The organism is Enterobacter sp. WI-ESBL-E8 (genome assembly GCF_053364895.1).
Genome location: NZ_JBRWXJ010000001.1, coordinates 4,453,246 through 4,469,361 on the forward strand (window position 1 = coordinate 4,453,246; position 16,116 = coordinate 4,469,361).

At 54.9% G+C, this 16,116-nt stretch carries 17 protein-coding genes; 12 read left to right on the forward strand and 5 right to left on the reverse strand.

Going from position 1 to position 16,116, the window contains the following annotated elements:
- The first annotated feature begins 6 nt into the window (after positions 1 to 6).
- The 11 genes from ACWHWP_RS21210 (at position 7) to npr (ending at position 7,926) form a co-directional block, all read left to right on the forward strand.
- On the forward strand, positions 7 to 984 hold the full coding sequence (locus tag ACWHWP_RS21210) for a calcium/sodium antiporter (protein WP_447856331.1): 978 nt from the start codon (positions 7 to 9) through the stop codon (positions 982 to 984).
- A gap of 13 nt (positions 985 to 997) precedes the next feature.
- On the forward strand, positions 998 to 1,984 hold the full coding sequence (gene kdsD / locus ACWHWP_RS21215; protein ID WP_059312167.1) for an arabinose-5-phosphate isomerase KdsD: 987 nt from the start codon (positions 998 to 1,000) through the stop codon (positions 1,982 to 1,984).
- A 14-nt stretch (positions 1,985 to 1,998) separates the two neighbouring features.
- Positions 1,999 to 2,565 (forward strand): 3-deoxy-manno-octulosonate-8-phosphatase KdsC, encoded by a 567-nt coding sequence (gene kdsC, locus ACWHWP_RS21220; protein WP_059312166.1) that lies wholly within the window; start codon positions 1,999 to 2,001, stop codon positions 2,563 to 2,565.
- Positions 2,562 to 3,137 (forward strand): LPS export ABC transporter periplasmic protein LptC, encoded by a 576-nt coding sequence (gene lptC, locus ACWHWP_RS21225; protein WP_047347694.1) that lies wholly within the window; start codon positions 2,562 to 2,564, stop codon positions 3,135 to 3,137. The genes kdsC and lptC overlap by 4 nt, the downstream gene beginning before the upstream one ends.
- Positions 3,106 to 3,660 carry a lipopolysaccharide ABC transporter substrate-binding protein LptA gene (gene lptA, locus ACWHWP_RS21230; protein ID WP_024906352.1) on the forward strand — a complete coding sequence of 185 codons (555 nt, stop codon included), beginning with the start codon at positions 3,106 to 3,108 and terminating at the stop codon, positions 3,658 to 3,660. Before lptC ends, lptA begins: the two co-directional genes overlap by 32 nt.
- 6 nt (positions 3,661 to 3,666) lie before the next feature.
- Positions 3,667 to 4,392 (forward strand): LPS export ABC transporter ATP-binding protein, encoded by a 726-nt coding sequence (lptB, locus tag ACWHWP_RS21235; protein WP_025756692.1) that lies wholly within the window; start codon positions 3,667 to 3,669, stop codon positions 4,390 to 4,392.
- 47 nt (positions 4,393 to 4,439) lie between these two features.
- Entirely contained in the window at positions 4,440 to 5,873 is a 1,434-nt protein-coding gene (rpoN, locus tag ACWHWP_RS21240; RefSeq protein WP_059312165.1) for an RNA polymerase factor sigma-54, read from the forward strand.
- Positions 5,874 to 5,895: 22 nt separating this feature from the next.
- Positions 5,896 to 6,183 carry a ribosome hibernation promoting factor gene (hpf, locus tag ACWHWP_RS21245; RefSeq protein WP_013098943.1) on the forward strand — a complete coding sequence of 96 codons (288 nt, stop codon included), beginning with the start codon at positions 5,896 to 5,898 and terminating at the stop codon, positions 6,181 to 6,183.
- An 82-nt stretch (positions 6,184 to 6,265) separates the two neighbouring features.
- Positions 6,266 to 6,757, forward strand: a complete 492-nt coding sequence (ptsN, locus tag ACWHWP_RS21250; protein ID WP_008501443.1) for a PTS IIA-like nitrogen regulatory protein PtsN — start codon at positions 6,266 to 6,268, stop codon at positions 6,755 to 6,757.
- Between the two features lie 45 nt (positions 6,758 to 6,802).
- Positions 6,803 to 7,657 carry an RNase adapter RapZ gene (gene rapZ / locus ACWHWP_RS21255; RefSeq protein ID WP_047347692.1) on the forward strand — a complete coding sequence of 285 codons (855 nt, stop codon included), beginning with the start codon at positions 6,803 to 6,805 and terminating at the stop codon, positions 7,655 to 7,657.
- Positions 7,654 to 7,926 (forward strand): PTS phosphocarrier protein NPr, encoded by a 273-nt coding sequence (gene npr / locus ACWHWP_RS21260; RefSeq protein WP_003861872.1) that lies wholly within the window; start codon positions 7,654 to 7,656, stop codon positions 7,924 to 7,926. The genes rapZ and npr overlap by 4 nt, the downstream gene beginning before the upstream one ends.
- A 39-nt stretch (positions 7,927 to 7,965) precedes the next feature.
- On the opposite strand, the gene mtgA is transcribed toward npr, so the two are convergent.
- The 5 genes from mtgA to lptF all read right to left on the reverse strand — a co-directional run bounded on the left by mtgA (position 7,966) and on the right by lptF (position 14,225).
- Positions 7,966 to 8,691 carry a monofunctional biosynthetic peptidoglycan transglycosylase gene (gene mtgA, locus ACWHWP_RS21265; RefSeq protein WP_059312164.1) on the reverse strand — a complete coding sequence of 242 codons (726 nt, stop codon included), beginning with the start codon at positions 8,689 to 8,691 and terminating at the stop codon, positions 7,966 to 7,968.
- Positions 8,688 to 9,341, reverse strand: a complete 654-nt coding sequence (gene elbB, locus ACWHWP_RS21270; RefSeq protein ID WP_059312213.1) for an isoprenoid biosynthesis glyoxalase ElbB — start codon at positions 9,339 to 9,341, stop codon at positions 8,688 to 8,690. Before elbB ends, mtgA begins: the two co-directional genes overlap by 4 nt.
- 232 nt (positions 9,342 to 9,573) lie before the next feature.
- Complete coding sequence (gene arcB / locus ACWHWP_RS21275) at positions 9,574 to 11,907, reverse strand: aerobic respiration two-component sensor histidine kinase ArcB (RefSeq protein ID WP_047347690.1); 2,334 nt, start codon at positions 11,905 to 11,907, stop codon at positions 9,574 to 9,576.
- 135 nt (positions 11,908 to 12,042) lie between these two features.
- Positions 12,043 to 13,125 carry an LPS export ABC transporter permease LptG gene (gene lptG, locus ACWHWP_RS21280; protein WP_059312163.1) on the reverse strand — a complete coding sequence of 361 codons (1,083 nt, stop codon included), beginning with the start codon at positions 13,123 to 13,125 and terminating at the stop codon, positions 12,043 to 12,045.
- Positions 13,125 to 14,225 (reverse strand): LPS export ABC transporter permease LptF, encoded by a 1,101-nt coding sequence (lptF, locus tag ACWHWP_RS21285; protein WP_047347688.1) that lies wholly within the window; start codon positions 14,223 to 14,225, stop codon positions 13,125 to 13,127. Before lptF ends, lptG begins: the two co-directional genes overlap by 1 nt.
- Positions 14,226 to 14,491: 266 nt before the next feature.
- Here lptF and pepA point away from each other — a divergent pair, with 266 nt between their 5' ends.
- Positions 14,492 to 16,003 carry a leucyl aminopeptidase gene (gene pepA / locus ACWHWP_RS21290; protein ID WP_023309366.1) on the forward strand — a complete coding sequence of 504 codons (1,512 nt, stop codon included), beginning with the start codon at positions 14,492 to 14,494 and terminating at the stop codon, positions 16,001 to 16,003.
- Positions 16,004 to 16,116 lie beyond the last annotated feature (113 nt).

The window sequence follows — 16,116 nt, forward strand, 5'->3', positions numbered from 1 at the left end:
CTTTTGATGCTTTTAGCAACAGCACTGTTAATAATTGGTTTACTTTTGGTGGTCTACAGTGCTGACCGTTTAGTGTTTGCTGCATCTATCCTGTGTCGCCTGACTGGCGTACCGCCTGTCGTCATCGGGATGACCGTTGTCAGTGTGGGAACGTCACTCCCTGAAATCATCGTCTCTGTCTCGGCATCACTGCACGGCCAGTTAGACCTGGCGGTAGGCACCGCGATTGGCTCCAATATCGTCAACATATTATTGATTTTAGGCCTGGCGGCACTGCTGCATCCATTTCGCGTGCATTCTGATGTTCTGCGCCGTGAATTGCCGCTAATGTTAATCGTAAGCCTGCTGGCAGGATGCGTATTTTATGATGGCGAACTGAGCGTCAGCGACGGGATATTCCTGCTGGCGCTGGCCGTCATTTGGTTGCTGTATAGTGTTAAAATCGCCCGTCTGGCGGAGAAGCAGGGTCAGGATAGCCTCACGCGTGAACAGGTCGCCGAGCTTCCGCGAGAAGGCACGCTGCCTGTTGCCCTGCTCTGGCTTGGCGTTGCGCTGATCATCATGCCGATGGCAACGCGCATGGTCGTGGATAACGCGACGGTGCTGGCGAACTATTTCGCTATGAGTGAACTGACCATTGGCCTGACGGTTATTGCCATCGGCACCAGCCTGCCGGAGCTGGCCACGGCCATTGCGGGGGCACGGAAAGGTGAGGATGACATTGCCATAGGTAATATCATCGGTTCCAATATTTTTAATATCGCCATTGTGATGGGCCTGCCGGCCCTGATTACGCCAGGGCCCTTTAACCCCCTGGCGTTCTCGCGTGATTACGGCGTGATGCTGCTGGTCAGCGTGATATTTGCCCTGCTCTGCTGGCGGCGGCAACGACAGATTGGCAAAGGCGCAGGCGCGCTGTTAACGGGTGGATTTATCGTATGGATGGCGATGCTGTACTGGCTCTCGCCTCTTCTCTCTGGGTAAACGGAAACGCATTATGTCGCAAATAGAATTGCAGCCGGGTTTTGACTTTCAGAAAGCAGGCAAAGACGTTCTGGAGATTGAACGTGAAGGTCTGGCGCAGTTAGATCAGTACATTAATCAGGATTTTAGTCAGGCATGTGAGAAGATATTCTACTGTGCCGGCAAAGTCGTGGTGATGGGGATGGGTAAGTCCGGCCACATTGGACGCAAAATGGCGGCGACGTTTGCCAGCACCGGAACCTCATCCTTTTTTGTCCATCCAGGGGAAGCCGCGCACGGGGACCTGGGTATGGTCACGCCGCAGGATATCGTCATCGCGCTGTCTAACTCCGGTGAGTCAAATGAAATCCTGGCGCTGATCCCGGTACTGAAACGTTTGCAGGTACCGCTTATTTGCATGACCAGCCGTCCGGAAAGTAGCATGGCGCGTGCGGCCGATATTCACCTGTGCGTTAAAGTTCCCAAAGAGGCCTGCCCGCTGGGTCTGGCGCCGACCTCCAGCACCACCGCTGCGCTGGTCATGGGCGATGCGCTCGCCGTCGCGCTGCTGGAAGCCCGCGGTTTTACGCCGGAAGATTTCGCGCTTTCCCACCCGGGTGGCGCGCTGGGGCGCAAGCTGCTGCTTCGGGTTAACGATATTATGCACACCGGCGATGAAATCCCCCACGTCAGTAAAGCGGCCTCCCTGCGCGATGCGCTGCTGGAAATCACCCGTAAGAATTTGGGTATGACAGTCGTGTGCGACGATCTGATGAAAATTCAGGGGATCTTCACCGATGGCGATCTGCGCCGTGTGTTCGACATGGGCGTCGATGTCCGCACGCTGGGCATTGCCGATGTGATGACGCCCGGCGGCATTCGCGTGCGTCCGGGTACGCTGGCAGTGGATGTGCTGAACCTGATGCAGTCCCGTCATATCACCTCCGTTATGGTTGCCGATGGCGACCAGTTGCTGGGTGTGGTACATATGCATGATCTGCTGCGCGCAGGCGTAGTGTAATGAAGGATAAGACAATGAGTAATGCGGGTGCATCCCTTGCAACCTGTTATGGTCCGGTCAGCACCCAGATGATGGCAAAGGCGGAGAATATTCGCCTGCTGATTCTGGATGTGGATGGGGTTCTCTCCGATGGCCTGATTTATATGGGCAATAACGGTGAAGAGCTAAAAGCGTTTAACGTTCGCGACGGCTACGGTATCCGCTGTGCGCTGACCTCGGGTATCGAGGTTGCTATCATCACCGGGCGGAAAGCTAAACTGGTAGAAGACCGCTGTGAAACCTTAGGCATTACCCATTTGTATCAGGGTCAATCCGATAAGATGGCGGCATTCAATGATTTAGTGGGTAAACTGGCCATCGCCCCGGAAAACGTGGCCTATGTCGGGGACGATCTGATTGACTGGCCAGTGATGGCTGAGGTCGGGCTGAGTATTGCCGTTGCCGATGCGCATCCGCTGCTGATCCCGCGCGCGGACTACGTTACCCACATCAACGGTGGCCGTGGTGCCGTCCGTGAAGTCTGCGATCTGCTCCTGCTGGCGCAGGGCAAGCTTGATGAGGCCAAAGGGCAATCGATATGAGTAAAACCAGACGTTGGATTATCATTTTGCTTTCGCTTGTCGCACTGGTATTGATTGGCGTGAACCTTGCCGATCGCGACGATACGCAAACGGAAGCGATCAACACTAACGATCCAACTTATAAAAGCGATCACAGCGACACCGTGGTCTATAGCCCGGAAGGCGCGCTGAACTATCGCCTGATTGCCCAGCATGTTGAATATTTTTCAGATGACGGTATTTCGTGGTTTACCCAGCCTGTCATGACCACGTTTGATAAAGACAAAGTGCCGACGTGGTCAATTAAGTCAGATCGGGCAAAACTAACAAATGACCGTATGCTTTATCTGTATGGCCACGTTGAAGTCAACGCCCTGACCGCTGACTCGCAACTGCGAAAAATTACGACGGATAATGCCCAGATCAACCTGGTGACCCAGGACGTGACGTCGCAGGATCTGGTCACACTGTATGGCACAACATTTAATTCCAGCGGTTTAAGAATGCGCGGGAACTTACGCAGCAAAAACGCCGAGCTGATTGAAAAGGTTAGAACCTCCTATGAAATTCAAAACAAACAAACTCAGCCTTAAAGTAATTATCGCCAGCGCGATGCTGGCAACCAGTCTCCCCGCGCTTGCTGTAACGGGCGATACCGACCAGCCGATTCATATCGAGTCCGACACCCAGTCTCTCGATATGCAGGGCAACGTCGTCACCTTTACAGGTAACGTCGTCATGACCCAGGGCACCATTAAAATTAACGCTGACAAAGTGGTCGTTACCCGTCCGGGTGGCGAGCAGGGCAAAGAGATTATCGATGGCTATGGTAATCCGGCAACTTTCTACCAGATGCAGGACAACGGCAAGCCGGTGAAGGGTCACGCCACGCATATGCACTATGAGCTGGCGAAAGACCTGGTCATCCTGACCGGGAATGCGTATCTGGAACAGCTGGACAGCAACATTACCGGCGACCAGATCACCTATCTGGTTAAAGAGCAAAAAATGCAGGCCTCCAGCGAGAAAGGCAAACGCGTGACCACCGTACTGGTTCCGTCGCAGCTGCAGGACAAAGGCAAAGGCCAAGCCCCGGCACAGAAGAAGAGTAACTAATTCGTTATGGCAACATTAACTGCAAAAAACCTCGCGAAGGCCTATAAGGGCCGCCGTGTCGTAGAAGATGTCAGTCTGACCGTCAACTCCGGCGAAATTGTGGGCCTGCTTGGCCCTAACGGTGCGGGTAAAACCACAACCTTCTACATGGTCGTTGGCATTGTGCCGCGCGATGCCGGCAACATTGTCATTGACGATGAAGACATCAGCCTTCTGCCGCTGCACGCGCGCGCGCGCCGCGGGATCGGCTATCTGCCGCAGGAAGCTTCCATTTTCCGTCGTCTTAGCGTTTACGATAACCTGATGGCGGTCCTGCAGATTCGTAACGATCTGACCAGCGAGCAGCGTCAGGATCGTGCCAACGAGCTGATGGAAGAGTTCCACATTGAGCATCTGCGTGACAGCCTCGGCCAGGCGCTCTCCGGGGGGGAACGTCGCCGCGTTGAGATCGCGCGTGCGCTGGCCGCAAACCCGAAATTTATCCTTCTGGATGAACCCTTTGCGGGCGTTGACCCCATCTCCGTTATCGACATTAAACGTATCATTGAGCACCTGCGTGACAGCGGGCTTGGCGTATTGATCACCGACCACAACGTGCGCGAAACGCTGGCCGTGTGTGAACGCGCGTATATTGTGAGCCAGGGCAATCTGATCGCCCACGGTACGCCGCAACAGATCCTCGAAGACGATCATGTTAAGCGCGTCTATCTTGGGGAAGACTTCAGACTCTGATAGGGTAGAGGTAATGTAACGCCGAACCGGAGAAAAATGCTCTGAACATGAAGCAAGGTTTGCAATTAAGGCTCAGCCAACAACTGGCGATGACGCCGCAGCTACAGCAGGCAATTCGCCTGTTGCAACTGTCCACGTTAGAACTTCAGCAGGAGCTCCAGCAGGCGCTGGACAGTAATCCCCTGCTGGAACAAACCGATCTTCATGACGAGGTAGAAACCCAGCAGTCGCAGGATACAGAAACGCTCGACACCGCAGATGCACTCGAACAAAAAGAGATGCCGGACGAGCTTCCGCTGGATGCCAGCTGGGATGAAATCTACACCGCCGGAACCCCTTCGGGTACGCGTGCAGACTACCAGGACGATGAGCTACCGGTCTATCAGGGAGAAACCACCCAGTCGCTTCAGGACTACCTGATGTGGCAGGTCGAGCTGACCCCCTTCTCCGACACCGATCGTGCAATTGCCACGTCCATTGTTGATGCCGTTGATGATACGGGCTATTTAACCGTCACGCTGGACGATATCCTCGAAAGCATGGGCGACGATGAGATTGAGCTTGAGGAAGTAGAAGCCGTACTCAAGCGCATCCAGCGTTTCGACCCGGTAGGTGTGGCTGCAAAAGATCTGCGCGACTGCCTGCTGATCCAGCTTTCTCAGTTCAGCAAAGAGACGCCATGGCTCGATGAGGCGCGCGTCATCATCAGCGATCATCTGGATCTGTTGGCTAACCACGATTTCCGCAGCCTGATGCGGGTCACGCGCCTGAAAGAAGACGTGCTGAAAGAAGCGGTGAATCTGATCCAGTCGCTCGATCCGCGCCCCGGTCAGTCGATCCAGACCAGCGAACCCGAGTACGTGATCCCGGATGTGCTGGTCAGAAAACACAATGACCGCTGGGTCGTTGAACTGAACTCTGACAGCATCCCTCGCCTGCAAATCAACCAGCAGTATGCCTCCATGTGCACCAGCGTGCGTAACGATTCCGACAATCAATATATTCGTAGCAATTTGCAGGAAGCGCGATGGTTGATCAAAAGTCTGGAGAGCCGAAATGATACGCTGCTACGCGTTAGCCGCTGCATTGTCGAACAGCAGCAGGCTTTCTTTGAGCAGGGCGAAGAGTATATGAAACCGATGGTGCTGGCGGATATCGCTCAGGCCGTCGAGATGCATGAATCAACCATTTCCCGTGTAACCACGCAGAAGTATCTGCACAGTCCGCGCGGTATTTTTGAGCTTAAGTATTTCTTCTCCAGCCACGTGAATACCGAGGGCGGCGGCGAAGCGTCGTCAACGGCGATTCGTGCCCTGGTGAAGAAGTTGATCGCCGCGGAGAACCCCGCGAAGCCACTAAGTGACAGTAAGTTAACCACCATGCTGTCCGATCAGGGTATTATGGTGGCACGTCGTACTGTTGCGAAGTATCGAGAGTCTTTATCCATTCCGCCGTCCAACCAGCGTAAACAGCTGGTCTGACACAACCGATAAGGAAGACACTATGCAGCTCAACATCACTGGACAAAACGTCGAAATTACTGAGGCTTTACGCGACTTTGTGAACACGAAGTTTGCCAAACTCGAGCAGTATTTCGAAAGGATCAACCAGGTCTATATTGTGTTGAAAGTGGAGAAAGTGACTCATATCTCGGATGCCACCCTGCATGTTAACGGGGGTGAACTCCATGCCAGTGCGGAAGGGCAAGACATGTACGCGGCTATCGACGGCTTGATTGATAAGCTTGCGCGACAGCTCAATAAACATAAAGATAAACTGAAACAACACTAATTGTCCGGGCAGTTAACGGGTGCAGGACGGCCTGTTGTGAAACACAACAGGCCATTTGTACAGTTAGCGCTTAGGTGAAATTATGATGAACAACGATTCCGCTCTTCAACTGAGCAATGTCCTTAACCAGGAATGTACCCGCAGTGCTGTTCACTGCCAGAGCAAAAAACGTGCGCTGGAGATCATCAGTGAACTGGCCGCAAAACAGCTGGGCCTGCCGCCGCAGGTGGTGTTCGAAGCGATCCTGACCCGTGAAAAAATGGGCAGTACCGGTATCGGCAACGGCATCGCGATCCCGCACGGCAAACTGGAAGAGGATACCCTGCGCGCCGTCGGTGTGTTTGTGCAGCTTGAAACACCTATCGCCTTCGATGCCATTGATAACCAGCCCGTCGATCTCCTCTTCGCGCTGCTGGTTCCTGCCGACCAGACGAAAACCCATCTGCATACGCTGTCGCTGGTCGCAAAACGCCTGGCCGATAAAACCATTTGCCGCCGACTGCGCTCGGCCCAAAGTGATGAAGAGCTCTATCAAATTATCACTGAAGCAGAAGGCAATCAGGATGATGCATAACCAGGAGATGGCCTTCACATCTGTTGTCCTGAGGAGAAACGGAACATGGTGCTGATGATTGTCAGTGGCCGTTCAGGGTCGGGGAAATCCGTTGCTCTGCGCGCGCTGGAAGACATGGGTTTTTACTGCGTAGATAACCTGCCGGTCGTGTTGTTGCCCGACCTGGCTCGGACGCTTGCGGAAAGACAAACCTCTGCCGCCGTCAGTATCGACGTTCGTAACATGCCTGAATCACCAGAAATTTTTGAGCAGGCAATGAGTAACCTGCCTGAGGCGTTTTCGCCTCAGCTGCTGTTCCTCGATGCAGACCGCAATACTCTGATCCGCCGCTATAGCGATACCCGTCGTTTGCATCCGCTTTCCAGTAAGAACCTCTCTCTGGAGAGCGCGATCGATGAAGAGAGCGACCTGCTGGAGCCGCTGCGCTCTCGTGCCGACCTGATTGTCGACACCTCTGAGATGTCCGTTCACGAGCTGGCGGAAATGCTGCGTACCCGGCTGTTGGGCAAGCGCGAGCGCGAACTGACGATGGTGTTCGAGTCCTTTGGCTTCAAGCACGGTATTCCGATTGATGCGGATTATGTTTTCGACGTGCGCTTCCTGCCGAACCCGCACTGGGATCCGAAACTGCGTCCAATGACCGGTCTGGATAAACCCGTCGCGGCCTTCCTCGACAGGCACACAGAAGTTCACAATTTTATCTACCAGACGCGAAGCTACCTTGAGCTATGGTTACCTATGCTGGAGACAAACAATCGTAGCTACCTGACGGTGGCGATTGGCTGTACCGGCGGTAAGCATCGTTCGGTTTACATCGCCGAACAGCTGGCCGACTATTTCCGCTCGCGCGGGAAGAACGTCCAGTCCCGTCATCGCACGCTGGAAAAACGTAAAACATGACCGTAAAACAAACCGTTGAGATCACCAATAAGCTGGGCATGCATGCACGCCCGGCGATGAAACTGTTTGAACTGATGCAGGGTTTCGATGCGGAAGTTCTGCTGCGGAATGACGAAGGTACCGAAGCGGAAGCAAACAGCGTGATCGCGCTGCTGATGCTGGACTCCGCCAAGGGGCGCCAGATTGAAGTAGAAGCCACCGGCCCTCAGGAAGAGGAAGCGCTGGCGGCGGTCATTGCCCTGTTTAACGCAGGGTTCGACGAAGATTAAGGTCGGCTATTCAGGCAGGTGGCGCTGCGCTTACCCGCCCTACATTAACTTATTGCGCTCCATAAACCCTTCCCCGCCCAACTGACGCATCTGGCGCATAATCCACGCCTGTCGGCTTCGCACGTACCCTGATGGGGCACTGGCTTTAAAGCGGATGGGATTAGGTAAGACAGCAGCCAGGAGTGCCGCTTCTGACATACTCAGACGGCTGGCCGGTTTATTGAAATAACGCTGTGCGGCAGCCTCCACCCCGAATATGCCATCACCAAACTCGGCGACGTTGAGATACACAGTCAGGATGCGCTTTTTGCTCCAGACCGATTCCATCCCCAGGGTCAGCCCCGCTTCCAGCCCTTTTCGCACCCAGCTTCGCCCATCCCATAGAAACAGGTTTTTGGCCGTCTGTTGCGACAGCGTTGACGCGCCTCGCACGCGGTTTTCGTGGCGTTCGTTATGAGCAAGCGCCTTCTCAATGGCCGCGACGTCGAACCCCCAGTGCTCCGGGAATTTCTGATCCTCCGCCGCGATGACCGCCAGCCCCATAAACGGTGAGATAGCGTCCATACTCACCCAATCTGAGTGGGCCACATAGCTGAAATCGCCGGTGAGCCACGCGCCGAGCTGACGCTCAACCATAACGGCAGAGAACGGAACCGGCATAATGCTGAATAATGCCAGCCCGCCTCCCCAGAATACCGCCAGCACAAGAACGATGCGCAAGAGAATACGTTTCACCCATGCGCCTGCGCCAGATTGACGTCTCATTCAGTGAGCACCAGCACACGAGCCACCAGCTTTTCAATACCGGAGGCGGCCTCAGCGATATTATTCGCCAGCATATACGCCGGCGTGGTGACAATCTTGTTATCTTCATCAACCACAATGTCATCAACCGGACACGGAACGTGTTCGCCCCCCATTTCCTCCACGATCTCTGCGGTATCAATATCGGTGCCAATCGTCAGCCGCAGCGGGAAATCAAAAATTTTAGGCAGCATGGCTGGCGCGATACAGATAAAGCCCAGCGGTTTACCCGCCGCGTGCATCGCCTGCGACAGCATTTTTAGATGAGGATCGACCTGACACTCCGCACCCTGCGCGGCAAAGGTGCTGAGATTTTTGGCCGCGCCAAACCCGCCCGGAACAATTAGCGCATCAAGCTCTGCGGCATCTGCCTGAATAAGAGGATGGATGTCACCGCGCGCGATACGCGCGGCTTCAATCAGCACGTTACGGGTTTCCGCCATTGGCTCACCGGTCAGATGGTTAATCACATCAGCCTGATTTTTGTCTGGCGCAAAGCAAATCACCTCTGCTCCCTGTTTTGCCAAAGCCAGCAGCGTAATGACGGCTTCATGTATCTCAGAACCATCGTAAACACCGCATCCGCTCAGCACGACACCAATCTTTTTCATCATGACGATCCTTTTCTGCAACTGGCTGAAGCACATTAATAATTTTGATTAAAACGCTATGCTTCACACATTTCACTGATTCATGTAACAAACCATTTAAGATTTGCTATCTTATCTGCGTGCGGCCTAAATTTTTCAGGCGGCGCCGATTCGAAAATAACTTTAAAAAACAGGCGCAGCCACGATTTCCCTGGTGTTGGCGCAGTATTCGCGCACCCCGGTTAAGCCGGGGTCATTTTTTTCTGGCTTCGACCCAGGCTTTAAGCACCGCAACATCGTTTTGCCACTCTTGTTTCATCTCTTCCACCCAATCACCCACGTTATCTTCCCATGCAGGTAAATCAGGCGACTGAATCTGTTGACCCAGCTGCTGCAGGTGGCGTAAGCCGACCGAGCCGGCTGCGCCTTTGATTTTATGTCCTTCTTCGACGATGCCCTTCTGGTCGCGGGCGGTCAGGTTTGATTCCAGCACGCTCAGATAGCCAGGCATCATTTTTTCGAACACCGCCAGACCGTCGGTAATCAGTTTTGGACCAACCAGATCGATGTACTGCTCAAGCATTCCCGTATCGAGTATCGTTTGGGCTTTCGCGCTATCAACAGACGTCATGGTGCTCTCCTCTTCATCATGGGTATCCCAGAACTTCTTAATCATGGCGGTCAGAGCAGGCACCGCCAGCGGCTTGCTGAGTACATCGTCCATACCGGCATCGAGATACTCTTTTTTATCTTTCAGTACGTTCGCCGTCAGCGCAACCAGCGGCGGCAGTTCATCGGCCGCGTACTGACGCGTCAGTTCACGGGAGATATCCAGCCCGGTCATATCCGGTAATTGAATATCCAGCAGAACGAGGTCGTATTCGTCCGGTTTAAACATCTCCAGAGCGGCTTTACCCGTCATCGCGACATCGACGCTGTTGCCCAATTTTTCCAGCACAGAGCGCGCCACAATCACGTTAAGCTCAATATCTTCCACCAGCAGGACGTGCAGCGCTGGCAGCGGCATGTCGTCGTTATCAAAGGTGTCTTCAACCTCTTCAGCCACCGCCGGCGCATGGACCGTCAGCGTGAAGGTCGATCCTTTGCCCGGCTGGCTGACAACGGTGATATCGCCACCCATGCTCTTCGCCAGCCGCTTAGACACCGCCAGGCCAATGCCTGTACCGGTGGCGGGTTTACCGCCGTTGCTGTCCTTCACCTGGTAGTACATCGCGAAAATCTTGTCCTGCTCCTCCTGCGGAATACCCATCCCGGAGTCTTCCACCTCGAAGTGCAGCATATCCCCTTCGTCAAAGCGGATACGCACCGTCACCTGCCCCTTCTGGGTAAATTTCACCGCGTTGCTGATCAGGTTCCACAGGATCTGACGCAGCCGCGTACCGTCAGTCACCACTTTATGCGGCAGCGGCAGGGTGGGATCCATTACAAAGCTCAGCCCCTTCTGCTGTGCCTGCAGGCCGGACAGGTTTTCCAGATCGGCAAGGAAGCTGGTGAAATCAACCGGCTGGTTATCAAGCTGAACCTTCCGGCGTTCCATCTTATCCATATCAATAATATCGTTGAAGATATTGCCCAGCGTAACCGCCGAGACATGGATCGTTTTGAGGTATTTTTCCTGCTCGGCGGTCAGGTCGGTGTCCAGCAGAATACGGCTCAGCCCGACAATGCCATTAAGCGGCGTACGCAGTTCGTGGCTGATGGTGGAGATGAAGGTGGTCTTGTCGCGGCTGGCGCGCTCCAGGGCATCCTGATAGCGCTTACGCTCGGTGATATCGCGCCCAAAGCCCATCAGCCCGTGGCGTTTCCCTACGCGGTCATAGTAGGGCACCTTACGGATCTCGAAGCAGGCTTTGCGTCCGTCCGGGTAATCCAGCCACTGTTCGTAGGTCAGCGAGACGTTATGGCGGAATACTTTTTCGTCCGTCTCCATGACCTTGGCGGCCGCTTCTTCGGAGTAAACGTCCTGCGGCTTCAGGTGAATCAGCTGCTTCTCGCTTTTCCCGGTGAGCAGCTCCATCGCCCGGTTACAGCCGGAAAACTCTTTATCTTCATTGCGGTAGAACACCAGATCCGGCGAAGCATCAAGGAACGAACGCAGGAAAGAGGATTGCTGCTCAAGCTGGATCTGCGTGACCTCGCGCTCTTTCATTTCGATTTTCAGCTGCTCCAGCGTGGCCTGACGTTCGGCCTCCGCCTTCTCGCGATCTGAAATCTCCTGATTAAGCTGCGCAATGTTGTCTTTGAGCTGGACGTTGAGCTTCAGGTCGCGCTCGCGCATCTCCTCCAGCTTATCAACCAGTTTTGAAAGACGCTGACGGGATTCCTCCAGCTGTTCAACCACCACGGAAAGGAAATAGACCGCCCAGGGGGTTATGAGTAAGCCAAAGAAGATAGATCGGATGACGTCGATACTCTCGACCTGACCGTGCAGCACCATGGTGACGGCCATTTGCACGACAATGGCCAGAACGACCAGCGCCAGCGCAAGCAGCATGGAGAAACGCACCAGCCCAAGCTTCATCATCAGGTCGACGTAATACTGGGCAAGCATTCGAATTTGCTTCATAGAGGATCCCTTCACGACTTTATCGCTCAATAATACTCAAATTCGCGGCGGGACGTTGAAGGTTCTGAGAAAAAGTGCGGGGTGAAACAGGAGATTAGCCTCGCTCCCGGCGAACCGGAAGCGAGGAGAGGTCAATCAGGAGCGCTTCAGCAGCAGCCAGAGGCTGATCAGGAGGAAGCTGGCGCTTGGCAACAGCGCACCAATAATCGGCGGAATGCCATACACCAGCGTCAGTGGACCAAAGATCTGATCGAGCACGTAGAAGACAAAACCGAAGCTGATACCGGTCACGACGCGTACCCCCATCGGCACACTGCGCAACGGGCCGAAGATAAACGACAGCGCCATCAGCATCATCACCGCCACGGACATCGGCTGGAAGATTTTGCTCCACATGTTGAGCTGATAACGCCCGGCATCCTGCCCGCTCGACTTCAGGTATTTCACATAGTTGTGTAAACCACTGATTGAGAGCGCGTCAGGATCCAGCGCCACGACCCCGAGCTTATCGGGCGTGAGGTTGGTCTTCCACGTACCGGTCACCGTCTGAGAACCGGTGATCTGTTTTGGATCTGTCAGGTCAGACTCATCAACCTGTGACAAACGCCACTGCTTATGTTCAGGGTCAAACTTCGCCGAAGAGGCGTGTCTGACGGACTGTAAGCGGCGCTGATCGTTGAAAGAGTAGATACTGACGCCGCCTAGCTCATCGTTGCCTTTTACACGTTCGATGTAGACGAAGCTTTTGCCATCTTTCGCCCATAACCCTTGCTGAGTGGACAGCAGAGAACCGCCGTACATCGCCTGAGCGCGGTAGTTACGCGCCGTCTGTTCGCCCTGCGGCGCGACCCACTCGCCAATCGCCATGGTCAACAGCACCAGCGGGATTGCGGTTTTCATGACCGACAGCGCGACCTGCATTCGGGTAAAGCCCGATGCCTGCATAACGACCAGCTCGCTGCGCTGCGCCAGCATACCCAGCCCCAGCAGCGCACCCAGCAGGGCCGCCATCGGGAAGAAGATCTGCACGTCTTTCGGCACGCTGAGCAGGGTATACATCCCCGCGCCCAGCGCGTCGTAGCTCCCCTGCCCGGCTTTTTTCAGCTGATCGACAAATTTGATAATGCCGGAGAGCGACACCAGCATGAACAACGTCATCATGATGGTGGTAAAAATGGTTTTACCGATATAGCGATCGAGAACGCCAAACGCCTGCATTAGATGGCTCCTTTACGCGAGAATCGGGCACGTATGCGGCGCACAGGCACCGTATCCCACAGGTTTAATCCCAGCGCCAGCAGGATGTACAGGCTGTTGACGAACCATGTCCAGACCATAGGATCCAGCTTGCCCTTCGCGCCGTTCGAGCGAATCGAGGTTTGCAGCAGGAAGTAGATCAGGTAAAGCAGCATCGCCGGCAGCATAGAGAGCACGCGTCCCTGACGCGGGTTCACCACGCTCAGCGGAACAACAATCAGCGCCATCATAAACACGGTGAAGACGAGAGTAATACGCCAGTGGAACTCAGCGCGCGCTCTGTCGGTATCGGTATTCCACAGGGTACGCATGTCCATTTGCTCGGTATCCGTTGGATCGAGCGCCACAGCCTGATGGCCAATAATGGCCTGGTAGTTCTGGAAGTCCGTAATGCGGAAGTCACGCAGCATCGCGGTCCCTTCGAAACGGGTGCCTTTATTCAGCGTCACGATCTGCGAACCGTCTTTGCGCTGCGCAAGTTGACCAGAGTCAGCAATGACCACTGATGGACGCGCGTTACCTTTAGTCCGCAGCTGCGCCAGGAATACGTCGTTAAATTTACTGCCGTCAACGCTCTCAATAAACAGCACGGAGTTTCCGTCGGTCGCCTGCTGGAACTGCCCCTGGGCTAACGCCGCCATGCCGGGGTTTGCTTTCGCTTCGGCCAGCACTTCGTCCTGGTGACGAGAAGACATGGGGCCTGCCCACATCACATTCACCGCCGCAACAATACCCGTGAACAGCGCCAGTATCATGGCGGCTTTCACCAGTACGGCTTTGCTCAGGCCACAGGCATGCATCACCGTGATTTCACTCTCGGTGTAGAGCTTCCCAAGCGTCATGAGCAGGCCAAGGAAAAGACTTAGCGGCAGGATAAGCTGCGCCATTTCCGGGATCCCTAACCCAAGCAGGGAAAGCACCAGATTCGTTGGAATTTCGCCGTCAACGGCCGCACCGAGGATCTTAACCAGCTTCTGACAGAAAAAAATCAGCAGCAGGATGAAGAGGATCGCCAGTTGGCTTTTGAGCGTCTCCCGCACCAGATATCTTATGATTATCACTTTAAATACGCCCGTAAAAACCCGTCTCTTTGCTGGAAAATCGCTTGTTTCATGGCTTAAACGTCATTTATTCTCTTGAGTCGTCGAAATCATCGCTAAGATTAAAACATCCGGCGGATTCACGCTTCAGGACTTTTTCTGACGTGTCGAAACCGTAGTAACGTAAGATTAACACGAAGTCACCACAACAGCGGACATGAGTTACGAAAGGTTTCAATTCTATCCGTAGCAGCCGCCGTTGTCTTTAAGATTCAGGAGCGTAGTGCATGGAGTTCAGTGTAAAAAGCGGTAGCCCGGAGAAACAGCGGAGTGCCTGCATCGTTGTGGGCGTCTTTGAACCACGCCGACTCTCCCCGATCGCCGAGCAACTCGATAAAATCAGTGACGGCTATATTAGCGCCCTGCTGCGCCGTGGCGAACTGGAAGGCAAACCTGGGCAGACGCTGTTACTGCACCATGTTCCGAACGTACTGTCAGAACGTATTCTGCTGATTGGCTGCGGCAAAGAACGCGAGCTGGATGAACGTCAGTATAAGCAGGTGATTCAGAAAACGATTAATACGCTGAATGACACCGGTTCAATGGAGGCCGTCTGCTTCCTGACAGAGCTGCACGTTAAGGGGCGTAACACCTACTGGAAAGTGCGCCAGGCGGTCGAAACGGCAAAAGAGAGCCTGTACAGCTTCGATCAGTTGAAGACCAATAAAAGCGAGCCGCGTCGTCCACTGCGTAAAATGGTCTTTAACGTGCCAACCCGTCGCGAACTGACCAGCGGCGAGCGCGCCATCCAGCACGGTCTGGCAATTGCTGCCGGCATTAAAGCCGCCAAAGATCTCGGCAACATGCCGCCTAACATCTGTAACGCCGCGTACCTGGCCTCGCAAGCGCGTCAGCTGGCCGATGCCTACAGCAAGAATGTAATTACCCGCGTCATCGGCGAACAGCAGATGAAAGAGCTGGGGATGCACTCTTATCTGGCGGTCGGTAACGGCTCTCAGAACGAATCCCTGATGTCCGTCATTGAGTACAAAGGCAATCCGTCCGAAGACGCGCGCCCTATCGTGCTCGTCGGTAAAGGCCTGACCTTCGACTCCGGCGGTATCTCCATCAAGCCTGCCGAAGGCATGGACGAGATGAAGTACGACATGTGCGGCGCAGCGGCAGTTTATGGCGTGATGCGCATGGTGGCGGAGCTTCAGCTGCCGATTAACGTGATTGGCGTGCTGGCAGGCTGCGAAAACATGCCTGGCGGTCGCGCCTATCGTCCGGGTGACGTCCTGACCACCATGTCCGGGCAGACGGTTGAAGTGTTGAACACCGACGCCGAAGGCCGTCTGGTACTCTGTGACGTACTGACCTACGTGGAACGCTTCGAGCCGGAAGCGGTGATTGACGTCGCCACGCTCACCGGCGCCTGCGTGATTGCGCTGGGCCACCACATCACCGGCCTGATGTCGAACCACAATCCGCTGGCGCACGAGCTTATCGGCGCCTCGGAGCAGGCCGGCGACCGCGCATGGCGTCTGCCGCTGGGTGATGAGTATCAGGATCAGCTGGAATCTAACTTTGCGGATATGGCGAACATCGGCGGACGTCCCGGTGGTGCGATTACCGCGGGCTGCTTCCTGGCGCGCTTCACCCGCAAGTACAACTGGGCGCACCTGGATATCGCGGGCACCGCATGGCGCTCCGGTAAGGCCAAAGGCGCAACCGGTCGTCCGGTCGCGCTGCTGTCGCAGTTCCTGCTGAACCGCGCGGGTTTTAACGGCGACGAATGATATAAAATGCCGGGTGGCGCTTCGCCTTACCCGGCCTACAACGTCATTCAACCGTAGGCCGGGTAAGCGTATCGCCACCCGGCTTTGCATTTGAATCCAAACTAAGAAGCCCC

Bases quoted from the DNA above. Each gene is read 5' to 3' on its own strand.
- ACWHWP_RS21210 (WP_447856331.1), top strand. From the start codon at position 7: ATGCTTTTAGCAACAGCACTGTTAATAATTGGTTTACTTTTGGTGGTC.
- kdsD (WP_059312167.1), top strand. From the start codon at position 998: ATGTCGCAAATAGAATTGCAGCCGGGTTTTGACTTTCAGAAAGCAGGC.
- kdsC (WP_059312166.1), top strand. From the start codon at position 1,999: ATGAGTAATGCGGGTGCATCCCTTGCAACCTGTTATGGTCCGGTCAGC.
- lptC (WP_047347694.1), top strand. From the start codon at position 2,562: ATGAGTAAAACCAGACGTTGGATTATCATTTTGCTTTCGCTTGTCGCA.
- lptA (WP_024906352.1), top strand. From the start codon at position 3,106: ATGAAATTCAAAACAAACAAACTCAGCCTTAAAGTAATTATCGCCAGC.
- lptB (WP_025756692.1), top strand. From the start codon at position 3,667: ATGGCAACATTAACTGCAAAAAACCTCGCGAAGGCCTATAAGGGCCGC.
- rpoN (WP_059312165.1), top strand. From the start codon at position 4,440: ATGAAGCAAGGTTTGCAATTAAGGCTCAGCCAACAACTGGCGATGACG.
- hpf (WP_013098943.1), top strand. From the start codon at position 5,896: ATGCAGCTCAACATCACTGGACAAAACGTCGAAATTACTGAGGCTTTA.
- ptsN (WP_008501443.1), top strand. From the start codon at position 6,266: ATGATGAACAACGATTCCGCTCTTCAACTGAGCAATGTCCTTAACCAG.
- rapZ (WP_047347692.1), top strand. From the start codon at position 6,803: ATGGTGCTGATGATTGTCAGTGGCCGTTCAGGGTCGGGGAAATCCGTT.
- npr (WP_003861872.1), top strand. From the start codon at position 7,654: ATGACCGTAAAACAAACCGTTGAGATCACCAATAAGCTGGGCATGCAT.
- mtgA (WP_059312164.1), bottom strand. From the start codon at position 8,691: ATGAGACGTCAATCTGGCGCAGGCGCATGGGTGAAACGTATTCTCTTG.
- elbB (WP_059312213.1), bottom strand. From the start codon at position 9,341: ATGAAAAAGATTGGTGTCGTGCTGAGCGGATGCGGTGTTTACGATGGT.
- arcB (WP_047347690.1), bottom strand. From the start codon at position 11,907: ATGAAGCAAATTCGAATGCTTGCCCAGTATTACGTCGACCTGATGATG.
- lptG (WP_059312163.1), bottom strand. From the start codon at position 13,125: ATGCAGGCGTTTGGCGTTCTCGATCGCTATATCGGTAAAACCATTTTT.
- pepA (WP_023309366.1), top strand. From the start codon at position 14,492: ATGGAGTTCAGTGTAAAAAGCGGTAGCCCGGAGAAACAGCGGAGTGCC.